At 72.4% G+C, this 25,221-nt stretch carries 23 protein-coding genes and 3 tRNA genes; 12 read left to right on the forward strand and 14 right to left on the reverse strand.

What is annotated here, in order from left to right; translation table 11 throughout:
• The first annotated feature begins 91 nt into the window (after positions 1-91).
• The 6 genes from OVA21_RS11350 to OVA21_RS11375 all read left to right on the forward strand — a co-directional run bounded on the left by OVA21_RS11350 (position 92) and on the right by OVA21_RS11375 (position 6,656).
• Complete coding sequence (locus OVA21_RS11350; RefSeq protein ID WP_442778952.1) at positions 92-1,765, forward strand: acetolactate synthase; 1,674 nt, start codon at positions 92-94, stop codon at positions 1,763-1,765.
• 6 nt (positions 1,766-1,771) lie between these two features.
• Positions 1,772-3,292, forward strand: coding sequence for a molybdopterin-dependent oxidoreductase (locus OVA21_RS11355; RefSeq protein ID WP_067716827.1), 1,521 nt, complete (start codon positions 1,772-1,774; stop codon positions 3,290-3,292).
• A 1-nt stretch (position 3,293) separates the two neighbouring features.
• Positions 3,294-3,557: a hypothetical protein gene (locus OVA21_RS11360; protein WP_067716829.1), complete on the forward strand. Its 264-nt coding sequence runs from the start codon at positions 3,294-3,296 to the stop codon at positions 3,555-3,557.
• A gap of 12 nt (positions 3,558-3,569) precedes the next feature.
• Positions 3,570-4,310 (forward strand): Crp/Fnr family transcriptional regulator, encoded by a 741-nt coding sequence (locus OVA21_RS11365; protein WP_082923936.1) that lies wholly within the window; start codon positions 3,570-3,572, stop codon positions 4,308-4,310.
• Between the two features lie 136 nt (positions 4,311-4,446).
• Positions 4,447-4,683 carry a heavy-metal-associated domain-containing protein gene (locus tag OVA21_RS11370; RefSeq protein ID WP_154830594.1) on the forward strand — a complete coding sequence of 79 codons (237 nt, stop codon included), beginning with the start codon at positions 4,447-4,449 and terminating at the stop codon, positions 4,681-4,683.
• A 47-nt stretch (positions 4,684-4,730) separates the two neighbouring features.
• Complete coding sequence (locus OVA21_RS11375) at positions 4,731-6,656, forward strand: heavy metal translocating P-type ATPase (RefSeq protein ID WP_268093143.1); 1,926 nt, start codon at positions 4,731-4,733, stop codon at positions 6,654-6,656.
• Positions 6,657-6,732: 76 nt separating this feature from the next.
• On the opposite strand, the gene OVA21_RS11380 is transcribed toward OVA21_RS11375, so the two are convergent.
• Both OVA21_RS11380 and OVA21_RS11385 read right to left on the reverse strand, forming a co-directional pair.
• A tRNA-Met gene (locus OVA21_RS11380) sits at positions 6,733-6,806 on the reverse strand.
• Positions 6,807-6,848: 42 nt separating this feature from the next.
• A tRNA-Thr gene (locus OVA21_RS11385) sits at positions 6,849-6,921 on the reverse strand.
• A 131-nt stretch (positions 6,922-7,052) separates the two neighbouring features.
• Here OVA21_RS11385 and OVA21_RS11390 point away from each other — a divergent pair.
• Positions 7,053-7,787 carry a glycosyltransferase family 2 protein gene (locus tag OVA21_RS11390; protein WP_067716838.1) on the forward strand — a complete coding sequence of 245 codons (735 nt, stop codon included), beginning with the start codon at positions 7,053-7,055 and terminating at the stop codon, positions 7,785-7,787.
• Between the two features lie 42 nt (positions 7,788-7,829).
• Here OVA21_RS11390 and OVA21_RS11395 read toward each other — a convergent pair whose 3' ends face one another.
• The 6 genes from OVA21_RS11395 to OVA21_RS11425 form a co-directional block, all read right to left on the reverse strand.
• Positions 7,830-9,131 (reverse strand): prenyltransferase, encoded by a 1,302-nt coding sequence (locus OVA21_RS11395; protein ID WP_326493468.1) that lies wholly within the window; start codon positions 9,129-9,131, stop codon positions 7,830-7,832.
• Positions 9,128-9,580: a lycopene cyclase domain-containing protein gene (locus tag OVA21_RS11405; protein WP_268092434.1), complete on the reverse strand. Its 453-nt coding sequence runs from the start codon at positions 9,578-9,580 to the stop codon at positions 9,128-9,130. Before OVA21_RS11405 ends, OVA21_RS11395 begins: the two co-directional genes overlap by 4 nt.
• Positions 9,577-11,268, reverse strand: coding sequence for a phytoene desaturase family protein (gene crtI, locus OVA21_RS11410; RefSeq protein ID WP_268092435.1), 1,692 nt, complete (start codon positions 11,266-11,268; stop codon positions 9,577-9,579). The genes OVA21_RS11405 and crtI overlap by 4 nt, the downstream gene beginning before the upstream one ends.
• On the reverse strand, positions 11,265-12,158 hold the full coding sequence (locus OVA21_RS11415) for a phytoene/squalene synthase family protein (protein WP_096907005.1): 894 nt from the start codon (positions 12,156-12,158) through the stop codon (positions 11,265-11,267). The genes crtI and OVA21_RS11415 overlap by 4 nt, the downstream gene beginning before the upstream one ends.
• Complete coding sequence (locus OVA21_RS11420; protein WP_268092436.1) at positions 12,155-13,189, reverse strand: polyprenyl synthetase family protein; 1,035 nt, start codon at positions 13,187-13,189, stop codon at positions 12,155-12,157. The genes OVA21_RS11415 and OVA21_RS11420 overlap by 4 nt, the downstream gene beginning before the upstream one ends.
• Positions 13,190-13,388: 199 nt before the next feature.
• Positions 13,389-13,470, reverse strand: a tRNA-Tyr gene (locus tag OVA21_RS11425).
• A 193-nt stretch (positions 13,471-13,663) separates the two neighbouring features.
• Between OVA21_RS11425 and OVA21_RS11430 the strand changes: the two genes are divergently transcribed.
• The 4 genes from OVA21_RS11430 to OVA21_RS11445 are packed head-to-tail and all read left to right on the forward strand — an operon-like array spanning position 13,664 to position 16,940.
• Positions 13,664-14,158: a YajQ family cyclic di-GMP-binding protein gene (locus OVA21_RS11430; RefSeq protein ID WP_067716850.1), complete on the forward strand. Its 495-nt coding sequence runs from the start codon at positions 13,664-13,666 to the stop codon at positions 14,156-14,158.
• Positions 14,159-14,168: 10 nt separating this feature from the next.
• Positions 14,169-14,954, forward strand: coding sequence for a molybdate ABC transporter substrate-binding protein (gene modA, locus OVA21_RS11435; protein ID WP_268092437.1), 786 nt, complete (start codon positions 14,169-14,171; stop codon positions 14,952-14,954).
• Complete coding sequence (locus tag OVA21_RS11440) at positions 14,951-15,745, forward strand: ABC transporter permease (protein ID WP_067716854.1); 795 nt, start codon at positions 14,951-14,953, stop codon at positions 15,743-15,745. Before modA ends, OVA21_RS11440 begins: the two co-directional genes overlap by 4 nt.
• Positions 15,738-16,940, forward strand: a complete 1,203-nt coding sequence (locus OVA21_RS11445) for an ABC transporter ATP-binding protein (RefSeq protein WP_268092438.1) — start codon at positions 15,738-15,740, stop codon at positions 16,938-16,940. The genes OVA21_RS11440 and OVA21_RS11445 overlap by 8 nt, the downstream gene beginning before the upstream one ends.
• A 191-nt stretch (positions 16,941-17,131) precedes the next feature.
• Here the strand turns inward: OVA21_RS11445 and OVA21_RS11450 are convergent, their stop codons facing one another.
• A complete protein-coding gene (locus tag OVA21_RS11450) occupies positions 17,132-18,178 on the reverse strand; it encodes a polyprenyl synthetase family protein (RefSeq protein ID WP_268092439.1) in 1,047 nt (348 codons plus the stop codon).
• 136 nt (positions 18,179-18,314) lie between these two features.
• On the opposite strand from OVA21_RS11450, the gene OVA21_RS11455 reads away from it, so the two are divergent.
• A complete protein-coding gene (locus OVA21_RS11455) occupies positions 18,315-19,634 on the forward strand; it encodes a geranylgeranyl reductase family protein (protein ID WP_442778924.1) in 1,320 nt (439 codons plus the stop codon).
• A gap of 227 nt (positions 19,635-19,861) precedes the next feature.
• Here OVA21_RS11455 and OVA21_RS11460 read toward each other — a convergent pair whose 3' ends face one another.
• The 5 genes from OVA21_RS11460 to OVA21_RS11480 are packed head-to-tail and all read right to left on the reverse strand — an operon-like array spanning position 19,862 to position 25,195.
• Positions 19,862-20,551 (reverse strand): demethylmenaquinone methyltransferase, encoded by a 690-nt coding sequence (locus tag OVA21_RS11460; protein WP_067716862.1) that lies wholly within the window; start codon positions 20,549-20,551, stop codon positions 19,862-19,864.
• A 37-nt stretch (positions 20,552-20,588) separates the two neighbouring features.
• Positions 20,589-21,914, reverse strand: coding sequence for a glycosyltransferase family 4 protein (locus OVA21_RS11465; RefSeq protein ID WP_442778925.1), 1,326 nt, complete (start codon positions 21,912-21,914; stop codon positions 20,589-20,591).
• A gap of 37 nt (positions 21,915-21,951) precedes the next feature.
• Entirely contained in the window at positions 21,952-22,437 is a 486-nt protein-coding gene (locus OVA21_RS11470; RefSeq protein ID WP_083249686.1) for a DUF3592 domain-containing protein, read from the reverse strand.
• Entirely contained in the window at positions 22,434-24,185 is a 1,752-nt protein-coding gene (menD, locus tag OVA21_RS11475) for a 2-succinyl-5-enolpyruvyl-6-hydroxy-3-cyclohexene-1-carboxylic-acid synthase (RefSeq protein WP_268092440.1), read from the reverse strand. Before menD ends, OVA21_RS11470 begins: the two co-directional genes overlap by 4 nt.
• Before the next feature lie 11 nt (positions 24,186-24,196).
• Positions 24,197-25,195, reverse strand: coding sequence for a helix-turn-helix transcriptional regulator (locus OVA21_RS11480; protein ID WP_096906989.1), 999 nt, complete (start codon positions 25,193-25,195; stop codon positions 24,197-24,199).
• Between the last annotated feature and the right edge of the window lie 26 nt (positions 25,196-25,221).

Genomic DNA, 25,221 nt, shown 5'->3' on the forward strand with positions numbered 1-25,221 from the left:
CGATGTGAGCCACGACGAGCCGGCCCCGCGGGCCGGGCACGAGAAAGCTGGGCGATCGCCGGGCGGGCCCGGCGGAGACGCCCCCACACCGGTGGAGGGGCACGGCGGATCCCACGCCACGGCCGTCGCCGCCGCGCACGGCGTGCGGACGATGTTCACCCTCTCCGGGGCGCACGTGTTCCCCATGTACGACGCCGCGGAGAAGGAGGACCACGGCGTGGCACTGCTCGACGTGCGGCACGAGCAGACGGCCGCATTCGCCGCCGAGGCCACCGGCAAGCTCACCCGCTCGCCCGGCCTGACCGTCCTCACCGCCGGTCCGGGGGTGACCAACGGCGTGTCCGCGCTGGCGCAGGCCTCGTTCTCCGGCGCCCCGATGGTGGTCCTCGGCGGGCGCGCGCCGGCCGACCGCTGGGGCACCGGCAGCCTGCAGGAGTTCGACCACGTCCCGGTGGTGCGGTCGGTGACCGTGTCCGCCGAGACCGCCCGCGACACGGCCGATATCGCCGCCGCCACCCACCGCGCGTTCACCGCCGCCCGCACCGCGCACCGCGGGCCGGCGTTCCTCGACGTGCACATGGACCACTTCTTCGACCGGTGCGACTCCGTCCGGCCCGGACCGGGGCGGGCCGGCGACGGCTCCCCCGCCGCCGCGCCGGACCGCTCCCCCGACACCGACGCCGTCGACCGGATCGCCGACCTGCTCGTCGGCGCCGAGCGTCCCGTGCTGGTGCTGGGCTCCGACGTGTGGGCAGATCGCGGCGAAGACGCAGCGCTGCGGTGCGTCGAGTCGCTGGGCCTGCCCGTCATCCCCAACGGCATGGGCCGCGGGATCGTCCCGGCCGGGCACCGGCTACTGGTGACCAAGGCGCGCGGGACGGCGTTCGGCGCGGCCGACGTGGTGCTCGTCGTGGGCACGCCCCTGGACTTCCGGCTCGGCTACGGGGTGTTCGGCGGCAAGGAGGGCGCGACGCCGGCGAAAGTGGTGCACATCGCGGACTCCCCCGGGCAACTCGGCCACCACGCGTCACCGGCCGTGGCCACCGCGGGCGACCTGGGGCTCGTGCTGGACGCGGTCGTCGAGGCCGTACAGCGCCGATCGGGGGCGGCGCGCCCGGACTGGTCGACCTGGGCGACCACGCTGCGGGAGAAGGCCGATGCCACCCACGCCGCCGACCTGCAGCTCCTGGGCGCCTCGGCCGACCCCGTCCATCCCGCGCGGATCTACGGCGAGCTGCTGCCGCGCCTGGCCGAGGACGCCGTGGTGATCGGCGACGGCGGCGACTTCGTCTCCTATGCCGGCAAGTTCATCGAACCCGCCCGGCCGGGCAACTGGCTGGACCCCGGCCCGTTCGGGTGCCTCGGCGCGGGACTGGGCGCGGCCATCGCGGCCCGCATCGCCCGACCGTCAAGTCAGGTGGTCCTGCTGCTGGGCGACGGTGCTGCGGGGTTCTCCCTCATCGACGTGGACACCCTCGTCAGGCACCGACTGCCCGTGGTGATGGTGATGGGTAACAACGGGGCGTGGGGCCTGGAGAAGGGCCCCATGCAGATGCTCTACGGCTACGACGTGATCGCCGACCTCGCGCCGCGGACCCGCTACGACGAGGTGGTGAAGGCCCTCGGCGGGGCCGGCGAGATGGTCACCGATCCCGCGCAGATCGGCCCGGCGATGGACCGGGCGTTCGCCAGCGGCGTGCCGTACCTGGTGAACGTGATAACCGATGTAGAGGCCATGTATCCCCGCTCGACATTTGGAGTCTGAACTGACGTGATCAACCCTGATTTCCCGCTGTGGCTACGGGCCTCCCACCTGATCAACTTCATCCTGATCGGCATGTTGCTCCGCTCGGGCTGGGAGATCCTGTCCTCGATGCCGCGACTGTGGTGGCGCAACGACTGCAAGCCCGGGACCGAGTGGTTGCGCTTCACCCGCCGGAAACTGCCACGGGAGGAGGGCGTGTACACCTCCCTGATGGACGAGAAATCCCTGTCACCGTTGATCGGCCTACCGGGTCGGGAGAACATCGGGCTGGGCCGGCACTGGCACGGGATCTCGGTGATGCTGTGGGTGCTCAACGGCCTGGTGTACGTGGTGCTGCTGTTCGCGACCGGACTGTGGCGCCGCATCATCCCCACCTCGTGGAGCGTGTTCGGCGAGGCGTGGGAGTCGATCCGGATGTACCTCGGGTTCCGGGCTCCGGCGATCGAACACTTCGACCCGTATGACGCCGCACAGATGCTGGCCTACACCGCCGTCATCTTCGTCCTCGCTCCGCTGCTCATCCTCACCGGCGTGGCCATGGCGCCGGCGGTGCGCTCGCGGTTCCCCTGGTACGTCAAGCTCTGGGGCGGCCACCAGGGCGCCCGGTCGCTGCACTTCATCCTCATGGTGCTCATCTCCGCGTTCATCGTCATGCATGTCGGGCTGGTGTTCCTGGTGCACGCCGAGCACAACGTCGTGCACATGGTGTTCGGCACCACCGACACGGCACGATCCGCCCAGGCCTTCACCATCACGATCGCCACCGTCGTGGCCGTGGTCCTGTTCTGGATCGCCCTGAGTTACTGGTCGCTGGCCGACCGCGCCCGGGCGCAGCGGTTCACCGCCGGGGTGTCCGAGATCGGCCGCCGCCTCTTCCTCAACCGGATGCGACCGCGGATGGGGCGGCAGAACACCTACACCGACGACGACATCTCCGAGTTCCACTGGACCAACGGCCTGCCGCCCACCGAGGACGAGTCGCCGGAGTGGGTCGAGGCTCGCGACGATGCCTGGCGCGGCTATTCCTTGACCATCGGCGACGACCTCTCGGGCGCCGAGAAGACCCTGGCCCTGGACGAGCTCACGGAGCTGCCGCGCACCTCTTATGTAGCGGTGCACACCTGCATGCAGGGCTGGTCCGCCACGTCCCGGTGGACCGGCGTACGACTGCGGGATCTGCTCGAGGTCCTCGGCCCCCAGCCGGAGGGAGCCCACTACGTGCTGATCGACTCCTACGGTCTGGCCCAGAAGATGTATGACAACCGGCCGCGGGAGCCGTTCTACGCGGTACTCGACCTCGACACGGTCTACGAGGACGACACGATTCTGGCCTACGAGCGCAACGGAACCCCTCTCGAGACGCACCTCGGCGCCCCCGCCCGCCTGCGGGTGGAGTCAAACCACGGCTACAAGCACGTCAAGTGGGTGCGCTCGATCCGGTGGATAGCCGACTACGCGGAGTACGGTGACGGCCGAGGCGGGACCCGCGAGGATTCCGCGCTGCAGGCGTTCAACGGAAGGATCTGACGTGTCCCACATCGTCTCGTGCCGCTTCGAGGTCAGCGGCGTCCGGAACGACAGGGACGTCAAGAAGGCCCTCCAGGCGCTCTACGACATCTTCGCCGAGCACGGACTGGGCCAGGCGACCTTCGAACTCACCGGGGCCGAACACGCGCAGCTGTACGTCAAACACCCGGACACGGTCCGCCCGGACCCGGCGATCATCGAGAAGGCCCTCGCCCGCGCGGGAGACTTCCGGGTGGTCTCTACCCATCTGCACTCCTCGAACTGAATCGCTGCACCGATGTCCCGAAACCCGGTTCGGCGCAACTGCGCACACCCGCACTCCTGCTCGGACGAGACCCGGCTGCGGGTACTAGCCGATGCCCCACTGACCCGGGAGCTCTCACCTGATGACCGGCGCGACCTCAACGGGCACCTGACCGCCTGGTCCTGGGCCGAGGGCGATCCGATGGTGCTCGCCGGGGATGAAATCCCCGGTTCGTATCTCGTCGTCTCCGGCCGCGCGCGGGTTACCCGGGACACCGCCGATGGCCGGGAGCTCACCGTGGACATCGCCGCCCCCGGAGACACCGTGGGGCCGTTGCACACGGAGGCTGCCGTCGCGACCGAGTCCGCCTGGGCGATGGAGACGACCTGTGCGCTCTTCCTGCCCGCTCACGCGCTGGCGGAGGTGGTCGGCGACCACCCGAGCCTCGCCCTGGGCCTGATCCGAATGCAACAGGATCGGCTCGCGCAGGCCCGGGAACAGGAGATCGGGCACACCACGCAGTCGGTGGAGCAGCGGGTCGGCTCGACGCTGCGGCACCTCGACCGCAAGCTCGGAAGCCTCCAGCGGGACGGCTCGAGTCTCCTCCAGGTCCGACTGCGCCGCGACGACATTGCGGGGATGGCCGGCACCACAGTGGAATCCGCCTCGCGCGCGATGGCGCGGATGAAGAAGGCGGGCGTCATCGACTCCGGCCGCGAATGGGTCTCGGTCCTCGACCGCGCCGCACTCGAGAGGCTGATCGCGGGCGATTAACTGGTCGGCGCCGCTTTCCCGTTGATTGATTGGCGTCAAGGAAGTCTTCTCCGGTTGCTCCTAGGTTCGGAGATGCACGTAAGGAACGTGCACCGTTCCCCCGAGGAACAGCAACCGTAGAGGAGCTGGGATCACCATGAGTGTCCGCGAACAGGTCAAGAGCATCGTTCTGCGTTCGGATGAATTCTCGTGCCCGTCGTGTGTGGCGAAGATCGAGAACAAGTTGAACGGTCTGGACGGTGTCGAGTCCGCGGAGGTCAAGTTCGCCTCCGGACGAGTACTGGTCGACTACGACCCCGCGAAGGTCTCGGTACGTGACCTCGTCGCCGCGGTCGCCGAGGTCGGCTACGCGGTCAAGCCGTCGGCGTTCTGACGCGACCGCACCGACCGCACGTCGAAACCGAGGGAGACAGGACAATGCTGAAATCATGGAAGACCTGGGGCGTGGTGGCGGCCTCCGGCCTGCTCATCGTCGCCTCGTGGCTCGTCGGCCGACTCACCTCGGCCGACGCGGTGGCGGACGGATTGATGATCATCGCCGCTCTCGTGGCCGGCTACCGGATCGCCGTCTCGGCGGTTCAGGCGCTTCGGATCCGGATGATCTCGATCGATCTGCTGGTCGTGGTCGCCGCCGTCGGGGCCATGTTCATCGACAACTACTGGGAGTCTGCGGCGGTCACTTTCCTCTTCGCCCTCGGCAAGGCCCTGGAGAAGGCGACTCTCAACCGCACTCGCCGGGCCCTGTCCGACCTCGTCGACTCGGCGCCCGAGACCGCCACCATCCTTCGTGACGGCGAGCCGGAGACCGTCGAGGTCTGGGAACTCGAACCCGGCGACCTCGTGCTGGTGCGCAACGGGGAGCAGGTCCCCGTCGACGGCCGGGTGCTCTCCGGCAACGGCGGCGTGGACGAGGCCACCATCACCGGCGAGTCCGTCCCGGCCGAGAAGTCCGAGGGCTCCGAGGTGTTCGCCGGCACCTGGCTACGGTCGGGAGTCCTGCGTATCGAGGCCGTCGGCATCGGTGCCGACACCACCCTCGCCCGGATCGTCCACCGGGTGGAGGACGCCCAGGACGACAAGGCCCGCACCCAGACCTTCATGGAACGGTTCTCGACCTGGTACACCCCCGCCGTGATGATCTCGGCGCTGGTGGTGGCCCTGATCCCCTGGTCGTTGGTCGCCACCATGGGCAACATCGAGCTCGCGCTCGCCCTCCTGGTGATCGGCTGCCCCGGCGCCCTGGTGATCTCGATCCCCGTGTCGATCGTCGCCGGGATCGGCCGCTCCGCCAAGGACGGTGTTCTCATCAAGGGCGGCGAGTACCTCGAGAGTGCGGCCCGGATCGACGCGGTCGTCGTCGACAAGACCGGCACCCTCACCAACGGTCGGCCGGTCCTGACCGACGTGGACGTGCTCGACGACGACTATTCGCGTGAGGACGTCCTGAGGCTGGCCGCCCGAGCCGAGACCGCGTCCGAGCATCCGCTCGCCGAGGCGATCATCTCGGGTGCCCGGGAGGCGGGACTGGAGATCGACCTGGTCGAAGCGGCCGAGCCCGTCGCCGGCAAGGGCATCCGCGCCGAGGTGGATGGCCGAGTGGTCGCGGTGGGCTCCGCGGATCTACTCGACCACCGGCCTGACAACGCACGGATCTTCGAACTCAACGACCAGGGCAGGACCGCGATGTTTGTCGGGGTCGACGGACGGGCGGTCGGGATCGTCACCGTCGCCGACACCATCCGTGACGACGCCCCGGCAGCGGTCAGGGCACTGCACGACGCAGGGATCAGGGTCGTCATGGCGACCGGCGATGCCCAGCGGGTGGCCCGTAATGTCGGCGCCGAACTCGGGGTCGACGAGATCCGTGCCGAGCTCATGCCGGAGGACAAGGTCGAGATCGTGCGCGAGCTGCAGTCCCGCGGCCACACCGTGGCCATGGTCGGTGACGGGGTCAACGACACCCCTGCATTGGCACTGGCCGACATCGGGGTGGCGATGGGAGCCGCCGGCTCGCCGGCCGCGATCGAAACCGCCGACATCGCGTTGATGGCGGACAGGCTCCCGCGGCTCCCGTACGCGCTCTCCCTGGCCAAGCGGACCGTCCGCACCATGCGACTCAACATCGCCATCGCCCTGGTGACCGTTGCCGCGCTTCTTGCCGGGCTGTTCCTCGGGGGCGTGACCATGTCGATCGGGATGCTGGTCCACGAGGTGTCCGTTCTCGCGGTGATCGCGATCGCGATGCTCCTCCTGCGGCCGACCCTCGAGAAGGACGGAACCGGGATCCCGGGACACGCGGGGGACCTCGTCCTCGGGACCGGAGCACGGGACGTGAGCCGGGTGTGATCAGACCCTGATGCCGTAGGAGTCGAGAAGACGACGAAGGCCGCCCGCGGCGAGCGGGCGGCCTTCGTGTTGAGAGTACCGGTGGGGGGACTCGATCCCCCGACCTCACGATTATGAGTCGTGCGCTCTAACCAGCTGAGCTACACCGGCATGCCCTGCCAGTCGGACGATCGAGCCGCCCCGCACAGTGCGAGCCCCCTGTCGGAATCGAACCGACGACCTTTTCCTTACCATGGAAACGCTCTGCCGACTGAGCTAAGGGGGCGGGCCGCGCTTCGCTGTTGGTCACCCAACCGCTTGGCGCGTAAGCCTTTAGCAGATTACACACACGGCCGAACGCGGCACAAATCGCCCGGTGGGGCGCTGTCCCGCCGGGCCCGCTGGCAGGATGGCCGGGTGCGCATCTCCGTGGTGATCCCCGTCCTCGACGACGCCCGCGAACTCGAGGGCGCCCTGGCCTCCCTCGCCACACAGACGCGGCTGCCCGACGAGGTCGTGGTGGTGGACAACGGGTGCTCGGACGACAGCGTCGCGGTGGCATTGGCCGCGGATGCGCGGATCGGGGTCCGGGTGGCCGTCGAGCCCGTGCGGGGCATCCCCGCAGCGGCCGCGGCAGGCTACGACTCCGCGACGGGCGACATCATCGCCCGACTCGACGCCGACTCCCGGCCCGGACCCGGGTGGCTCGCCCGGATCGAGGCCGCGTTCACCGCCGATCCCGAACTCGTGGCCATCTCCGGCCCAGGCGAGTTCATCGGACTCGAGGGGTGGCGGGCCCGCGCAGCGAAACTGCTCTACATGGACGCGTTCTTCGTCTCCGTCGGCGCCGCCATGGCCCACCCCGTCCTGTTCGGCTCGAACCTGGCGATGCGCCGCAGCGCCTGGGAGCGGGTGCGCGACGGGGTCAACCGGACCGACCCGGAGCTGCACGACGACATCGACCTGTCGTTCCAGTTCGGCGCCGACGACCGCCTGCTGGTCGACCGTTCCCTGACCGTGGGGATCTCGGCCCGACCCTTCGACGACCCCGCGGCCATGCGGCGACGCTTCTCGCGGGCATTCCGGACGATCTTCCTCAACTGGCGGTCGAGCCCGCCGTCGCGGCGGTGGCTGGAGCGCGTCCAGCGCTGACCCGGCCCGGTCGGCCGAATCAGCCGGTGAGGCGGCGCGGGCTCACGCCCAGACGAGCACCGACCAGAGGATGAGCTGGGTGACGCAGAACCCGGCCAGCATATTGAGCACCAGGAAGCGCTTCCAGCCCTCGTTGGTCGCCTCGGCGGTGGCGTCGGTGACACGCGTGTAGGCGGCCACCGTGGCGAGGTACGGCAGGATCGCGAACGCCGCCCCCGACGCCGGCCACGGCGCGGCGATCAGCAGTACCAGGACCGCCGCGGCGTAGCAGGCCAGCGCGAACCACACGGCTGCCCGGGCTCCGAGCACGGTGGCGACCGATTTCAGGCCGGCCTCGCGGTCGAAGCGCACGTCCTGCACGGCGCCGAACGCCTGGGACGCCGCGCCCCACAGCATGAACGCGATGAGACACGCCCACACCCCGCCGCCGAGGTCCGCGCCGGCGATGGTCCACCCGACGATCGCCGGTGAGACGAAGTGGAACGCCGAGGTGACGGAGTCCAGGAACGGGATCTCCTTGAACCGCAGCCCCTTGGCGCTGTAGGCGATCACCGCGAACGCACTGGCCGCCAGCCACAGCGACGACTCGAGCGTCCCGACCACCACGAGGTAGACCAGGAACGGCACGGTCGTCACGGCCGAGGCCACGAGCGTCGCCGTGTGGCGCGACCGCTCGAGGACCGACCCCTCCACGCCGCCCTTGCGGGGGTTGCGCAGGTCCGACTCGTAGTCGAAGACGTCGTTGATCCCGTACATCGCGAGGTTGTACGGCACCAGGAAGAAGAGCGTGCCGATCACGCCCAACAGGTCGAACCCGCCCGTGGCCAGGAAGTACGCCAGCGCGAACGGGGCGGCGGTGTTCACCCACGAGACCGGGCGAGACGACCAGAACAGGGTGGTGACTAGACCCGGTGTCGCCGGCCGCTCGGGGGTGCGGACCTTGTCGTCGTCGTCCTCTCCCGGTTCCGGGGTGCCCGCCAGCGCCACGTCCCCCCGGCCCGACACCGTCGGACTGCCCGCCACGGCACCGGCCCGCGGCCGGGCGGTGAGCACGAACCACACCGAGGGCATGAACACGGCCACGGCGACGGCATAGGCGAAGTCCTCGATGGGCGCCACGCCCAGGCGGATGCCGCTGGTCAGCGCGTCGTCGTAGGCCACGAGTCCGGCGGAGATCATGATGTTGTCGAAGATCGCCGTGAGGACGAGCAGCACCACGAGCGAGCCGCCGACCCCGATCAGCCAGCGTCGGCGGTCGGCCCCCCGCAGGCGCCACAGCGCGATGAGGGCGGCCGCGATGACGGGGATGGCCATGGTGGCGTTGATGGTCGAGTAGATGCTCACGGGCGCGCCCCCGCCCCGTCGTTCTGCGCTCCGCCGTTCTGGGCCCCGTCGTTCTGGGCCCCGTTGTTATGCGCCCCGTCGTTCTGGGCGCCGCCGGACCGCGCGCCGCCGGACCGCGCGCCCCGCCGCCGCGAGATGTGCTCGACGGCCGTGACCACGCCCGTCGCGCACACCAGTGCGAGGTGCGACAGGAACGCGAGGAACACGACCTCCTCGAGCGGGATCTCCGGCGCGACCAGCAGGCCGGTCATGAAGTCGGTCTGGCCGCGGAAGAACACCCCGCTGCGCACCCCGAGGACGTCCCACGTGAGCAGCAACGCCACCGCCGCGGTCACGGCGAGTGCGGTCGCGGCCGGCGCGCGGAACGCCGCGAGCTTCCAACGGTGGTCGATGACGAGGATGCCGGCGAACGAGATGACCTGGACCGCCAGGTAGGCCAGCCCGATCACCGGTCGAACACCGTGCCCCGATCGAACACCGTGCCCCGATCGAACACCGTGCCCCGATCGAACACCGTGCCCCCGCCGGGCTCCGCCACGGGCGCGGTGCCCGTGTCGCCGCGCACGTGCTTGAGGATCAGCTCGGCGCTGATGAGACACATCGGCAGCCCGATCCCGGGGATGGTCGAGGCGCCGGCGTAGTACAACCCGTCGACGTGCGTGCTGACGTTGCGGGTGCGGAAGAACGCGCTCTGCGCCAGGGTGTGCGCGGGCCCGAGGGCGGTGCCGCGCCACGCGCCGAGGTCGTCCTGGAGGTCGGCGGGGGCGATGGTGCGCCGCACGACGATCCGCTCGGCCAGGTCGTCGATCCCGGTCCAGTCGGCGATCTGGGCGATGGCCCGGTCGGCGGCCGCCTCGATCGTGGCGTCCCCCGCACCGTCGACGCCGCCGTGGCCCAGCGAGGGGTCCGCGGGGATGGGCACCAGGACGAAGAGGTTCTCGTGCCCCTCCGGCGCGATGCCCGCGTCCGGGTCGGTATCGGTGGCACTGGGGCGACAGACGTAGAGCGACGCCGGGTCGGGGATGTGCGGCTGCTCGCCGAAGATGGCGTCGAACCCCTCCTCCCACCGGTCGGTGAACAGCAGCGTGTGATGGGCCAGTTGCGGAAGCTCACCGCGCACACCGAGCAGCATGAGCAGTGCTCCGGGCCCGGGGGTACGCGAGTCCCAGTAGGACTGTGGGTAGGTGCGGAGGTGCTCGGGGAGCCACCGGGTCTCGAGGTGGTGGAGGTCCGCGGCCCCGACGACGAGGCCGGCCGGCAGCGTCCGCTCCGCCCCGGCCCGGTCGCGCACCCGGACGCCCCTGATCTGCGCCTTCGACCGGCGGGACCCGCGCGCGCGGGCGCCCTCGGATGTGGTGACCAGTTCGATCGCCTCGGTGCCCGTGTGGATGACCACACCCTGCTGCTCGGCGACCCTGCGGACCGCGGCGATCACCTCGGTGAACCCTCCGCGCGGGTAGAGGACACCGTCGGTGAGGTCGAGGTGGCTCATGAGGTGGTAGATCGACGGCGCCAGGTACGGCGAGGACCCGAGGAACACCGCGGGGTAGCCGAGGATCTGCTGGATGCGGCGGTCGCTGAACCGGCGGGCCACGAACGAGTGCAGCGGCTGGACGAGGCGGGCCACCAGCGAACCGGCCCGGGCCACCACGTCGGGGCGCACCAGGGCCGGGTACGAGGTGAAGTTGGTGTAGAGGAACCGCTTGAGCGCGAGGTCGTAGGTCGTCCGCGCCGAGTCGAGGTACCTGCCCAGCACGCGGCCGGCGCCGGGTTCGAGCGACTCGAACAAGGCGGTCGAGGCCGCGCGATCCGAGCGGATGTCGACCGACTCGGGGCGGTTCTCGAAGTACACGCGGTACCCGGGGTCCAGGCGCACCAGGTCCAGCTGCTCGTCGGCGGAGGTACCGCAGAGGCGGAAGAAGTGGTCGAACACTTCCGGCATGAGGTACCAGGAGGGGCCGGTGTCGAAGCGGAACCCGCCCGCCGACCAGCTGCCCGCGCGCCCGCCGACGGAGTCGGTGGCCTCGACGAGCGTGACGTCGCGCCCCTCGTGGGCCAATAGCGCAGCGGTCGCCAGGCCGGCGATGCCGCCGCCCACCACGACGACGGGCCCCTCCGGGGCGTGCCGGCGGCTCATCGGGCCACCGCCCCACCGCGCGCGGCACCGGGGCGGGCGCCGGACCGGCCGCGCCCGGCTGCAGCGCGGCCGATCACCGCGAGCTTCACCGGATCGGGCACCCGCACCCGGCCCGCGCTCACCCCGGATGCCCCGGCCGCCCGTAGGCGATCGTTGAGCTCGGCGAACAGGTCGTGGGCTGCGGCCACCGCCAGGCGGTCGCGGCCCGGGATCCGGTTGATCGCCGCCCGCGCGATGCGCAGGTCCGCGTCCACGTCGTCGGCCAACTCGCGTACGTCCTTCTCCGTCAGTGCCCGCGGGTCACGGCCCGGCAGGTAGTTGCGACCGAGTTCCGTGAAGTCTTCCCGGATGTCCCGGAGGAAGTTCACCTTCTGGAACGCCGCTCCGAGTGCGCGCGCTCCGGCGGCCATCTCGTCGTCGTCACCCAGTCCCCCACCGGCGAACGTCCGCAGGCACATCTCCCCGATGACCTCCGCCGACCCGTGGATGTACCGACGCAGCGACTCCTCGGTGTGTTCGGTGACGTCGATGTCGGCCTCCATCGAGTCGTAGAACGGATCCACCAGGCGCGCGTCGATCCCGAACCGACGCGCGGTGTCGGCGAAGGCGTGCGTCACCGGATCGGGGTCCAACCCGCGCTCGATGGCGCGGTGCGTCCGGCGGCGCGCCTCGGCGATGAGCTCGCGCGCGGCGACCGGGTCGTCCATCGCCCCGTCGACGACCTCGTCCCCGACCCGCGCCCACGCGTAGATCGCGGCGACGTGCGGGCGGGTGGCGGGTGCGAGCAGTCGGCAGGCCAGTGCGAACGACGTGGAGTACCGGCGCAGGATCACCTCGCTGCACCGGCGGGCGGCGTCGGTGAACTCCGCGTGGGGGCTCTGCTGGGTCATCGGGTCCTCTCCAGGGCGGTGGCCAGGTGGGGGCCGAGCGCGGCCCGGACGTCGTGCGGCACGGCCGGGGAGTCCAGCGCGGCGCGGGCGGCGGTGATGAGGTCCTCGGCGATGCCCACCGCGTGCTCGCGGGCGCCGCACTCGCGTAGTAGCTCGCGCGCGGTGTCGGGGTCGGGCGTGTGGCCGTTCATCGTCGCGGGGTCGGCGGCCGGACGACCGAGGGCGGCGTCGATCCGCGGCCAGGCGTCGGTGGTGGCGGCGTGGGCCAGCAGGACGGTCGGTGCGCGCCGGAGCAGGTCGCCCTCGTTGGACTTGCCGGTCACGGCCGGATCCCCGAACACGCCCAGCACGTCGTCGATCACCTGGTAGGCGGTCCCCAGGTGGCGGCCGGCCTCACGCAGCGGGGGGATGACCTCGTCGGGCGCGCCGCCGAGCATCGCGCCCAGCACGAGGGGCAGGCACACGGAGTAGGCGGCGGTCTTGGCCGCGCCGATCGCCAGCGCCCGCTCGCGGTCGGCGGGCTCGCGCTCGACACAGCCGTGGACGTCCGCGTACTCCCCGGCGATCGACGCGACGACCGCGCCCTGCACCTCGTCGAGTACACGGTGCAGCAGTGGCGCCGGCACGGGCAGGCGGGCGAAGTCGGCCATCGCGGCCACGAGCAGCAGGTCGCCGCCGAGCAGCCCGCCGACCTGTCCGAGGTGCCCGGCGGCCTCGGTCCCGATCCCCCCGGCGGTGGCCCGCGCGGTGGTGCGGCCCTGCAGGTTGGGCTGGCCGCGGCGCTGGTCGTCCCCGTCCGCCAGGTCGTCATGGACGAGGAACGCCTCGTGCAGCAGTTCCAGAGCCCGGCCCGCGGCGGCCCGCACGGCCTCGTCGGCGCCCCCGGAGGTGGTGTACACCGCGTCGAAGAGCGCGGAGCGCATCCCCTTGCCGGAGCGGGTGGTCCGCCCCAGGTCATCGGCCCATTCTTCCACTGCGGAACCCAGGCCGGCCGGCAGGTCGCCGGCCGTCATCCGATGTGCGGCGATCATCGAAAGGAGTGTCATGTCCGGTGGTTCGGAGCCGGGGCCGTCGTGGATACGTCTCACCTCGATTCTTCTCGACGAGATGCGGCGTGACAGGTCGTGAGGCCGTGACTCTGGGGACCGCGCGTGGTCATACTTTCACGGATCCTCGGGCGACGAGTCCCGAAATGCACGAAGACCCCCGCTTGTGGCGGGGGTCTCCGAGTGCCAGATGATGGATTCGAACCAACGTAGGCTAAGCCGACGGATTTACAATCCGCTCCCTTTGGCCGCTCGGGCAATCTGGCGTGCACCTCAAGGGCGCTACGACACGATACAACGGCTGTGACCCCTGGTGCCAAATCGGGGTGCTCAGGGGTGGTGCGGCGGCGGCCTCCCGGGCCCGCCCGAGGCCGCCTCGAGCCCTGGCCGTGGCCGCCTCGGGCCCCGGCCGTGGCGGGTAGCCTGGCCGGGACATCCCCCAACGACAGGAGTACGTCAATGGCCTCGGAGTCCTCGTTCGACATCGTCTCGGAGTTCGACCGCCAGGAGGTGGACAACGCCCTGAACCAGGCCGCCAAGGAGCTGGGCACCCGCTACGACTTCCGCGGGACCGACGCGAGCATCGAGTGGAAGGGCGAGGACGCGGTGGAGATCGTCGCGAACTCCGAGGACCGCGTGCTGGCCGCCAAGGACGTCTTCGTGGAGAAGTTGGTGCGCCGCGGGCTGAGCATGAAGGCGCTCGAGGTGGGCGACCCGATGCCGTCGGGCAAGTCGTTCCGCCTGGTCGGCTCGCTCAAGCAGGGCATCGACAAGGAGAACGCCAAGAAGATCACCAAGCTGCTGCGCGACGAGGGCCCCAAGGGCGTCAAGGCGCAGATCCAGGGCGAGGAGATCCGTGTGTCGTCCAAGAAGCGCGACGACCTGCAGGAGTGCATCTCGCTGCTCAAGGGTGCCGACTTCGAGGTCGCGCTGCAGTTCACCAACTACCGCTGACCCGCCGACGGTGCCGTTCCGCATAGGCGGGGGTAGACGTCGGCTCCGCGCCGCCGCGCTGGTCGCCGCCGTGGGCCTGTCCACGCTGGTGGGGTGCGCGTCCGGGGGCGACGACGACGAGGTCGCGCAGCAGCTGACCGTCTTCGCCGCCGCGTCGCTCAGCGGGGCGTTCACCGAGATCGCCGAGGAGTTCGAGGGGGCGCATCCCGGTGTGTCGATCCGACTGGGTTTCGACGGCTCCTCCGGCCTGGTGGACCAGCTGGCCGGCGGTGCCCCGGCGGACGTGTTCGCCTCCGCCGACGTCCGGACGATGGACCGCGCCGTCGCCGAGGGCCTGGTCGCCGGCGAGCCGACACCGCTGGCCACCAACGTGCTCACCCTCATCACCCCGCCCGGCAATCCGGCGGGGATCACCGGTCTCGACGGCTCGCTGGACGGCGCACGACTCGTGGTGTGCGCGGCCGTCGTGCCGTGTGGTGCGGCGGCCCGCACGCTGGCGGACACCGCGGGGATCGACCTGGCCCCGGTGAGCGAGGAGTCCACCGTCACCGACGTGCGCGGCAAGGTCACCTCCGGCGAGGCCGACGCGGGGATCGTCTACGCGACCGACGCCCGCGCCGTCGCCGACCGTGTCGAGCGGGTCCCGATCGCCGGTGCCGACGCGGTGCCGAACGTCTACCCGGTGGCCGTTCTCGACCGCGCCGCGGATGCCGAGCTGGCCCGGCGGTTCGTCGACGCCGTCACCGGCCCCGAGGGTCGCGCGGTCCTCGCCGAGCACGGTTTCGGCCCGCCATGACCCGGCCCCCGCTCCCCCGCTGGCTGCTCGCGGCCGCAGTGCTCGCCGTCCTGCTGGCGGCCCTGCCCCTGGCGGGCACGGCCGCGCGCGTCCCGTGGGCGCGGGTTCCCGAACTCCTCGGCTCGGAGGCCGCCCGCGACGCCCTGCTGCTGAGCCTGCGTACGTGCGCGCTCTCCACCGTCCTGTGCATCCTGCTCGGCACCCCGCTGGCGGTGGTGCTGTCCCGCAGCAGCGGGCCGATGGCGGCACTGGCCCGGACGGTCACCGCGCTGCCCATGGTCCTTCCCCCGGTCGTGGCCGGCCTGGCCCTGCTCATCACGCTCGGGCGCACCGGCGTCGTGGGACAGCACCTGTCCGTGCTGGGCATCGAGATCGGGTTCACGACCGCGGCCGTGGTGATCGCGCAGACGTTCGTGGCGATGCCGTTCCTGGTGGTGGCGCTCGAGGGCGCACTGCGCTCGGTGGACTCCGGCCTCGAGCGGACCGCCGCCTCACTGGGCGCCTCCCCGACCCGGGTCCTGACGACCGTGACGTTGCCGCTGGTCCTGCCGGCCCTCGTCGCCGGCGCGACCATGTCGTTCGCCCGCGCTCTCGGGGAGTTCGGCGCCACCCTGACCTTCGCCGGTTCCCTGCAGGGCACCACGCGCACCCTGCCGCTGGAGATCTACCTCAGCCGGGAGGCGGACACCGAGACCGCCCTCGCCCTGGCCGTGGTGCTCATCGCGGTGGCCGCCGCGCTCATGGCGGTCTCCGCGCTCGTCGCCCGCAGGGCGGTGGTGGGCCGTGGCTGACCACCGCGACGCGTCGCGTCCCGCCGCGTCGCATCCCGCAGCGTCGCATCCCGCCGCCGAGCTGGCCTGCCGGGTCGCCGCCCGCGACGTCGACCTCCACCTCAGCGTGCCCGCGGGCCGCCGGGTCGCGATCGTCGGGCCCAACGGGGCGGGTAAGTCCACGGCCCTGTCGCTGCTCGCCGGGCACCTGCGGCCCGACTCGGGTGAGGTCCGGCTCGACGGCCGCGTCGTCGGCTCGCCCCGCACCCACCTGCCCGCCCACCGCCGCCGCGTGGTGGCTCTCGAGCAGCGTCCCGGCCTGCTGCCCCACCTATCGGCCGTGGACAACGTCGCGTACGGCCCACGCGCCCGTGGCGTCGGCAGGCGGGCCGCGCTCGACCGTGCCCGCACCGAGCTCGAGGCCGTGGGGTGCGGCGACCTCGCCGACCGCAGGCCGCACGAGTTGTCCGGCGGGCAGGCGCAGCGCGTCGCCCTGGCCCGGGCCCTCGCCGTGGATCCGGAGCTCGTCCTGCTCGATGAGCCCCTGGCCGCGCTCGACGTGGAGGTCGCCCCCGCGATCCGGCGTCTCCTCGCTGATCGGCTCACCGGACGGGCCGTGGTCCTGGTGACCCATGATCCGCTGGACCTCTGGGCGTTGGCCGACGATGTCGTCGTCGTCGCCTCCGGCCGCGTCGCCCAGTCCGGCACGGTCGAGGAGGTCCTGGCCCGGCCCGGTTCCGACTTCGCCGCGCGCCTGGCCGGGGTCTCACTGGTCGAGGGGATCGTCGACGACGACGACGACGACCTGCGCACCCCCGGCGGCGACCTCGTCTCGGGGGTCCGCACGAGCGCGGCGGCGGGATGGCGGCCGGGGGCGCGGGCGGTGGCGACCGTCGACCCACGGGCGGTGGCCGTCCACACCGACCCCGCACCCACCGGCTCCACTCAGGCCCCGACTTCGGCTCCGGCTCCCACGAGCCCCACGCAGCCATCCGCGCACGCGCCTGCAACGAACCCGCGAAACTCCTGGCCCGCGCGGGTGGTCTCGCTGGCTCCCGCCGGGGCGCTGACACGGGTATCGGCGGAACTCCGGGACGGTCAGCGCGTCGATGCCGAGATCACCAGCCGTTCGGTCGCCGAACTCGCGCTGGCCCCGGGTTCGCCCGTGACCCTCGTGGTCAAGGCTGCGCAGGTCGCGCTGTACCCGCGCCGCTGACCCCGGCGTCACTGAATCCCGCGCCGCTGACCCGCTGTCTGCCCTCGGCCACAGCCGCTCCTCGCGACGGCGTTTCGCCGTCACCGATGAGCACGCCAGACGCCATGGCAGCGAGCGGCTGTGATGGGGACTGGCAGGCGCGGGAGCGAGACGCCAGGCCCGGGGGCGGCTGCCGGGCCGTTGGGGGAAGGTCAGCCGACGCGGTCGACGGTGAAGCGCACGAGCCGACGCAGCGCCTCGTTCGCCGGGCCGGCGGGCAGCACGTCGAGCTCGGTCATGGCGTCATCAACGTACTTCTCGAGCGTGGCCCGCGCGCGCCGCATACCGTCGGACGCGCGCAGCAACTCGAGGGCTTCCGCCACCTCGGCGTCGTCGGTCAGCGGCTCGGCGAGCAGGTCGCGCAGCCGCGCGCTGTCCGACGAACCCGCCTCCATGGCGTAGATCATCGGCAGGGTGTGGACGCCCTCGCGCAAGTCCGTACCGGGCGTCTTGCCCGACTCGGTGGACGGCGAGGCGATGTCGATGATGTCGTCGGCGATCTGGAACGCGATCCCCACGGCGTCACCGAGGCGGCGCAGGCTCCCGATCTGCTCGGCGGTCGCCCCCGAGTACTCGCCGCCGAACTGGGCGGCCGCGGCGATGAGCGAGCCGGTCTTCTCCCAGATCACCCGCAGGTAGTGCTCGGCGGCACCCTCGTCACGACCGCCGACGCCCGGGCCGACGGTCTCGCGCATCTGCCCGGTGACCAGCTCGGCGAACGTCTGGGCGATGAGCTGCACGGCCTCGGGTCCGAGGTCGGCCAGGAGCATCGAGGAGTGCGCGAAGAGGAAGTCGCCGGCGAGGATCGCGGTGGAGTTGTCCCAGCGGCTGTTGGCCGACTCGACACCGCGGCGCATGGCGGCCTCGTCCATGACGTCGTCGTGGTACAGCGTGGCCAGGTGGATCATCTCGCACACCACCGCGGCCTTGACCAGCCGCTCGCGGTCGGGCGCGGGGCCCAGCGAGCCCGAGAGCAGGGTGACGACGGGCCGGAACCGCTTGCCGCCGGCGGTGACGAGGTGCAGGGCGACCTCGGAGAGGAAGTCCTCGCCGGTCTGGAGTCGGCTGACGAGCAGCTTCTCGACCTCGTCGAGCCGTTCGCGCAGGTCGGCTGCGAGGTCGGCGTCGCCGACGTCCACGCCCGCCACCGTGTGGTCGGTCGCCGTCTCCGCGGTGCCGGTCACTGAATCGCTCGACATCCCCACTCGTCCTCGTCGCCTGGTGAAGGGTCGGCGTGGCCCGCCCTTCCCGACAGACTACGTTCCCGCGTCGCGGGCGGTGGCACCCCACCCCGCCCGAGGTCCCGGCGACCGCCGCACCCGCCGACCTGCCACCATGGAGCGCATGGAGTCAGGTATGGGTCTGCCCGCGTCGACGGACGTCCTCGTGGTGGGCTGCGGCCCGGCCGGTTCGGCGACCGCGACGTGGTTGGCGCGTGCAGGTCGCGAGGTCACCGTGCTCGACGCGGCGCGGTTCCCGCGCAACAAGACCTGCGGCGACGGGCTCACGCCGCGGGCGATGTTGGAGGTCGACCGGCTGGGTCTCGGCGGGTGGGCGCGGGATCGGATCACCATCCGCGGGCTCGAGTTGCGGGGCTTCGGCCACTCCCGGCGGGTGCCGTGGCCAGCCGGTGAACACGGTGGGACCGGGTCGGCGGTGCGACGGACGGTGTTCGATGACCGGCTACGGCAGGCGGCCGTAGAGGCGGGCGCCGTGGTGCATGACGGCGTGCGCGTGACCGACGTGGAGAGAGGCGACGACGGCGAGGTGACCGCCGTCCGGACCGAGGGCGGTCGCGTGGAGTGCCGAACCCTCGTGGTGGCCGATGGCGTGCGGTCGCCGGTGGGTCGTCTGCTCGGCCGGACCTGGCATCGCGACACGGTGTATGCCGTGGCCGCGCGATCCTATGTCCGGTCCGGGCGTCATGATCATCCGTGGATCGGCTCCGATCTCGAGCTCCGCGACGAGGCGTGCGCCATCCAGCCCGGCTACGGCTGGGTGTTCCCGCTCGGCGACGGCGAGGTCAACCTCGGGGTGGGTGCGCTGGCGACCTCGGCGCGGCCGGCGAACGTCGCGGTCAAGGAGCTACTGCAGCACTACGCCCGTAGCGTCCGCGGCGACTGGGGCCTGGCCGGCGAGCCGAGGGCGGTGACGTCCGCGTTGTTGCCGATGGGCGGGGCGGTCTCGACGGTGGCCGGTCCCAACTGGGCGGCGGTCGGCGACGCCGCGGCGTGCGTGAACCCGCTCAACGGCGAGGGGATCGACTACGCGCTCGAGGGCGGCCGCCTGCTTGCGGAGTTAATCCTGGCGGGAGCGGGTGTCGGCCGAGGAGGCCCGGGCTCGAGAGTGGGCGCGGCCGGTTCGCACTCGCGCACCACTGCCGGTGACCTGACGCATGCGTGGCCCGCGGTGCTCCGCGAGACCTACGGCGAGTCGTTCGCGATCGCCCGGGACGCCGCGCGTCTGCTCACCTATCCGAAGTTCCTGCCGCTGGCGGGACCGGTCGGGATGCGTTCGCAGGCGCTGATGACCGCGGCGGTGCGGTGCATGTCCAACACGGTCGCCGATTCGGACCGCGATGTGGTGGCCCGCGGCTGGCGGGCAGCGGGGTCGATCGCCCGCAGGCTGGACCGTCGGCCCCTCTTCGCCGACTGACCCGCCGGGCCTCCGCCCCGGGCCTCCGTCCCGCCCGGATTACGCGTAGGGCCTCTGCCCCGCCCGGGTTACGCGTCGGGAATGGACCAGAGCGGCAGCGCAAGCGGCCGGAAAACGTACAAAGACGGCGCGCACCCCGGGAGGACGGCGCAGCGCGCCCGGGGTGGCGCCGCGTTCGCTGCGGCCGCGCCGGGGTCAGGCCGCGCCGGGGTCAGGCGGAGCCGGGGTCAGGCGGGGCGGCGCGCCAGGTGGATGGCCGCGATGCCGCCGGTGAGGTTGGTGACGCTGCCGCGCTCCCAGCCGCTGGCCTCGATGATCTCGAGCAGTGCCTGCTGGTCCGGCCAGTCGCGGATGGACTCGGCCAGGTAGACGTACGCGTCCGGGTTGGACGAGACGCTGGTGGCGATCTTCGGCAGCGCCCGCATGAGGTAGTTCATGTACAGCGCGCGGAAGGGCGGGAACACGGGCGTGGAGAACTCCACCACGGCCAGTCGCCCTCCGGGCCTGACGACGCGGGCCATCTCCCGCAGTCCGGCAGCGGTGTCCTGCACGTTGCGCAGCCCGAAGCTGATGGTGGCGGCGTCGAAGGAGTCGTCGGCGAACGGCAGCTTCATGGCGTCGCCCGCGACCTTGGGCACGTCCCGGCCGGCGCCCGCCCGCAGCATTCCCAGCGAGAAGTCCGCGGCCACGCACCACGCGCCGGACTTGGCGAGCTCGACGGTCGACACGGCGGTGCCTGCGGCCAGGTCGAGGATCCGCTCCCCGGGGCGCGGCGCGAGCAACGAGCGGGCCCGCCGCCGCCACACGTGGTCCATGCCCCCGGAGAGGACGGTGTTGGTCAGGTCGTAGCGCTTGGCGACACCGTCGAACATCGACGCGACGTCACGGGGCTGCTTGTCGAGATTGGCGCGGGACACGCCGTCGACGCTACCCGCCCCCGGCGCGCGTGGCCGATCAGGCCACCACACGTGGGGCTCGGCTCGTGCCCACACCACGCGCGTCCGTCCGGTCCACCACGATCGTGCGCGCGCGGACCCTGTACATGCCACCCCTGCCCACGCCGACCCTGCCCGAATCGGACCGGGCGCCCGCCGCCGCGTAGTGGTCGAAGAGCTGGGCGCAGATCGCGTCCCAGGTCCGACCGAGGACGGTGGCGCGGGCGCCGGCGGCCAGTCGCTCGTGGTCGGCGAGCACCGCGTCCACGGCCGGCGACACCTCGGCGGCGTACCGGCGCGGGTCGAGCAGGACGCCGTTGACCCCGGTCTGCACGAGGTCGCGGGGCCCGCCCTGGTCCGGGCCGACGACGGGCACGCCGGACGCCTGCGCCTCCTGGATGGACTGGCAGAACGTCTCGAACTCACCGGGGTGGCAGAACACGTCCATCGTGGCGTAGGCTTGCCCGAGCCGGTCGCCGTGGAGTTCGCCGGTGAAGATCGCGTGGGGCATGGCGGCCTGGAGTGCGGGGCGGTCGGGGCCGTCTCCGACGACGACGAGGTGGAGGTCTCCCCCCGGGCCCGACCGGTCGGCCAGCGACTGAAGGCGCTCGACGTGCTTCTCCGGGGCGAGCCTGCCGACGAACCCCACGACGGGCCGCCCCTGCGGGGACCACAGCGCGTGCAGGGCCGCACTGCGTCGGGAGGGCGAGAAGCGCTCGGTGTCGACGCCCCGCCCCCACCGGTACAGGCGCGGGATCCCGTGGGCCGCGAGATCCTCCATCGCGGCGGTCGACGGGGCGAGGGTGCGGTCGCAGCTCGCGTGGATGGCCCGGGTCCAGGTCCAGGCCGCATCGGCGACGACACCGATCCCGTAGGCATCGGCGAACCCGGCCACGTCGGTCTGGTAGACGGCCACCGAGGGCACGTCCAGGGCGCGGGCCGCGGCGGCACCGGCGGCACCGAGCACGAACGGCGACGCCAGGTGCACCACGTCGGGGCCGAAGTCGCGCAGGGCGCCGAACACGCTCGGGCTGGGTGCGCCGACCGGCAGCGACGACACCACCGGCACCCTCACCGCGGTGACCCGGTGGACGGGGTACCCCAGGTGGTGGTCGGGTCCGCTGGTGTCCGCCCCGGGCCCGCCGAGCAGCGGCGCGACCGCACTGACCAGCGGGTGCGCCCGAACGGCACCGGCGGCGCCCTGCCAGAAGCCGACCTGCCCGGACGGGGCCACCACCAGACAGTCATGCCCGTGCCGGCGCGCGTACTCCAGCACGCGCAGGACAGAGTTGGTGACGCCGTTGACGTTCGGCAGGAACGATTCGGTGACGATGGCTACGCGCACGACCCCACTGTCGCCGGGCCGGGACACGGGCCGGTGATCAGCGAGAAACGGTGCGTCGAATTCGTAGTGCCGCCCGGTGAACCCTCGGTGACGCGGCGGCGTAGGCGAGCGCCGCCAACGGGACGACCACCGCGGGCACGGACAGGGCGGGCACGACGGCGACGGTCCAGCTGCGTCCCGAGACCCGCACCAGATCCGGGTTCGCGCGCCGGAACTCGACCTGCACCCGCTGCCCCTCGACGAGCCCGGTCGGGTAGAACACGCCGGTCACCGGTCGGACGGTCCGCCCGCCGCCGGCGTCGAACTCCACGGCGGCCCGCCGATCGGTGACCTCGGTGACGAACGCGGTGGCGCTGCCCATGTCCCGGTCGATCCGCTGGTCGTTGATGAAGCACGCCAGCACGAGGAGCACGGCTGTGAGCAGTGAGAACACTCCCGCGGTCACGGCCACCACCCGCACGCCCCACCGGATACGGCGAGCGCGACGGATCTGCCGGGCAGAGACCGGGGCCGTCGCGGTCACCCGTCCGCCACGGCTTCCGAGCGCAGGGCCGCGTGGAGGTCGCGCAATCCCTGCCGGTCGGTCGGGACGCGCACCACCCGCAGGCCCTCGGGCACGACGTCGCGGTGCCCGTTCGGGAACGCGGGCTGCGCGAGCAGGGCCTCGAGTCCGGCCGGGTCGGTGTCGGTGAAGGGCACCCCGGCGCCCGCGCACAGGGCGCCCAGGTCGGCGCCGTGGGGGGTGCCGAAGACGCGCTCGAAGTCGGCGGCCAGGCGCGGGTCCCCCTGTTCGAGCAGGGAGAAGATGCCACCGCCGTCGTCGTCGGCCACGACGATCGTCAGGTCGTCGGGGTGCCGCTCCCGCGGCCCGAGCAGCAGGCCGGACACGTCGTGCAGGAACGTCAGGTCGCCCAGCAACGCGACGGTCCGCCCCGGCGCCGACAACGCGACCCCGATCGCGGTGGAGACCGTGCCGTCGATCCCCGACGCCCCGCGGTTGGCGTACATCGCCACATCCGGATCGAGCGGGCCCACGAACGACAGGTCCCGCACGGCATTGGAGGCACCCACCACGAGGTTGTCCCCGGCCCGGACGCCGCGGGCCACGGCACGCGCCACGTGCAGTCCCGTCGGCGCACCGGTCTCGAGATGCCGGTCCAGCAGCCGGTCCACGGCGGCGCGGGCACGGGCGTCGGCGCGGGCCGTGGTCTCGGTCCACTCGGGGTCCACGCCCCACCCGGTGAGGACGGAGTCGGCGAGCTCGGCGGCGCTACCGGTCGGGTTGGGCGAGCGCGGGCCGGCGTCGAGGATCACGAGGTCGACGTCCGGGTCCGCCAGCAGGCGCGTGACGGCGCGGTGCAGCGTCGGCCGCCCGGTGACCACCACCTGCTCGGGCCGCAGCGCCGGGATCGCCAACGGGTGCACCGGGTGCAGCGGGACGGGGGCGCCGGGCTCGGCCACCGTCGGCACCGCCACCAGCCCCGACACCGGTGCCGCCCCGACCCCCGAGACGACCAACGTGGGGCGCGTGAGATCCACCGCCACGGCCGAATCGGCGGGCGCCGAGTCGACCCCCGCCCCCGCTCGCTGCACCCACGGACGACCGTCCGCACGCCCCTCCGGCAGACGACATGCCTCCGGGCCGCCGCCGACCTCGTCGTCGTCGTACTCCGGTGAGTCTCCCCCGAGGGCGAAATCCTCGTCGCCCTCGCCCGGCACGAGCGGCTCGCGGAACGCGATGTCGACCTGCACCGGACCCGGGTCGGCCGCCGCGGTGGCGGTGAGGATGGCCCGGCCGATCGCGCTGCGCCAGTGCCGGTGCTCGGACTCGGGGTCCCCGGCCGCGCCGAGCTCGACGACCGCGCGCGCGTGCGGGCCGAACAATCCCACCTGGTCGATGGTCTGATTGGCGCCGGTACCGCGCAGCTCGGGCGGCCGGTTGGCCGTGAGCGCGAGGATCGGTACGCCCGAGTGGGCCGCCTCCACCATCGCCGGATGGAGGTTGGCCACCGCGGTGCCGGAGGTGACGACGACGGGGACCGGCCGCCTCGAGCCCAGCGCGAGCCCCAGCGCGGTGAACCCGGCGCCGCGCTCGTCGATCCGCACGTGCAGGGCGAGCCGGCCGGACCGCTCGGCGGCGGCCAACGCCAGGGCCAACGGGGCGCTGCGCGATCCCGGGCACAGGACCACGTCGGTGATCCCGTGGCGGATCAACTCGTCGACGAGGACACGGGCCTGCGCGGTGCTCGGGTTGCTCACGGTGGGGTTCATCGCCCCCCAGCCTAGTCGGGGGAGGTGCCCGGGTCGGCCGCATGCGCGAGCCGCCCGGCCAACCCCGCCAGCCGCTCCCGCAGCCCGTCCGGCGACTCCACGGCGAACGGGCCCGGTAACCGCGCGAGGTACCAGGCCAGCACGTCGAGGTCGGCGGCCCCGGTCTCCAGCCGGCAGGCCGGGCCGTCCGGATGGTCCTCGGCGCGCAGCTCGGTGACCGTCCCGTAGGTGGGCGGGAACTGCTCGACCACCTCCGCCGCGGGTGCGAACACCACCACCCGCGCCAGGTGTTGGTACGGCGCCGCGGTCACCGCGTGCTGCACGTGCGCGGCCGGATCGGGCACGTCGGGGCGGGGGGTGAAGCGCCAGCGGCTGCGGTGGACGGCCCGGATGCGGTCGAGGCGGAAGGTGCGCCAGTCCGCGCGGTCGAGGTCGTAGGACAGCAGGTACCAGCGCCGGCCCAGCACGACGATCCGGTACGGCTCCACCCGCCGCTCGGTGTCGCGGCCCGCGCGGTCGCGGTACTCCAGTCGCACCTGCTCGGTGCCGCGGACCGCGTGGCCCAGGTCGATGAGCAGCTCCGGCTCCACCGGGGTGTCCGAGCCGGGGACCGCGACCATCGACTCGGTGACGTCGGCGACCCGCTCGCGCAACCGGCCGGGCATGACCTGGTCCAGTTTGGTCAGGGCGCGCAGCGCGTGTTCGCCGACGCCCGCCACCGCGCCGCCCGCGGCCAGCCGCAGGGCGATCGCCACCGCCACGGCTTCGCGGTCGTCGAGCAACAGCGGCGGCAGTCGCCGGCCCGAGCCCATCCTGTACCCACCACCCGCGCCGCGCTCGGATTCCACCGGATACCCCAGGTCACGGAGCCGGTCGACATCACGGCGGATGGACCGCGTGGTCACCCCCAGCTCGGCCGCCAGCTCGTCGCCCGTCCACACCGATCGCCGCTGCAGCAGGTCGAGCAGCCCCAGCACGCGCTGGGTGGTGGGCATCCTGTCCTCGGTCATGCCAGCAGTGTCCCACCCTCAGCGGA

The sequence above is a fragment of the Dietzia sp. SL131 genome, from assembly GCF_026672565.1.
GTDB classification, from domain to species: domain Bacteria; phylum Actinomycetota; class Actinomycetes; order Mycobacteriales; family Mycobacteriaceae; genus Dietzia; species Dietzia kunjamensis.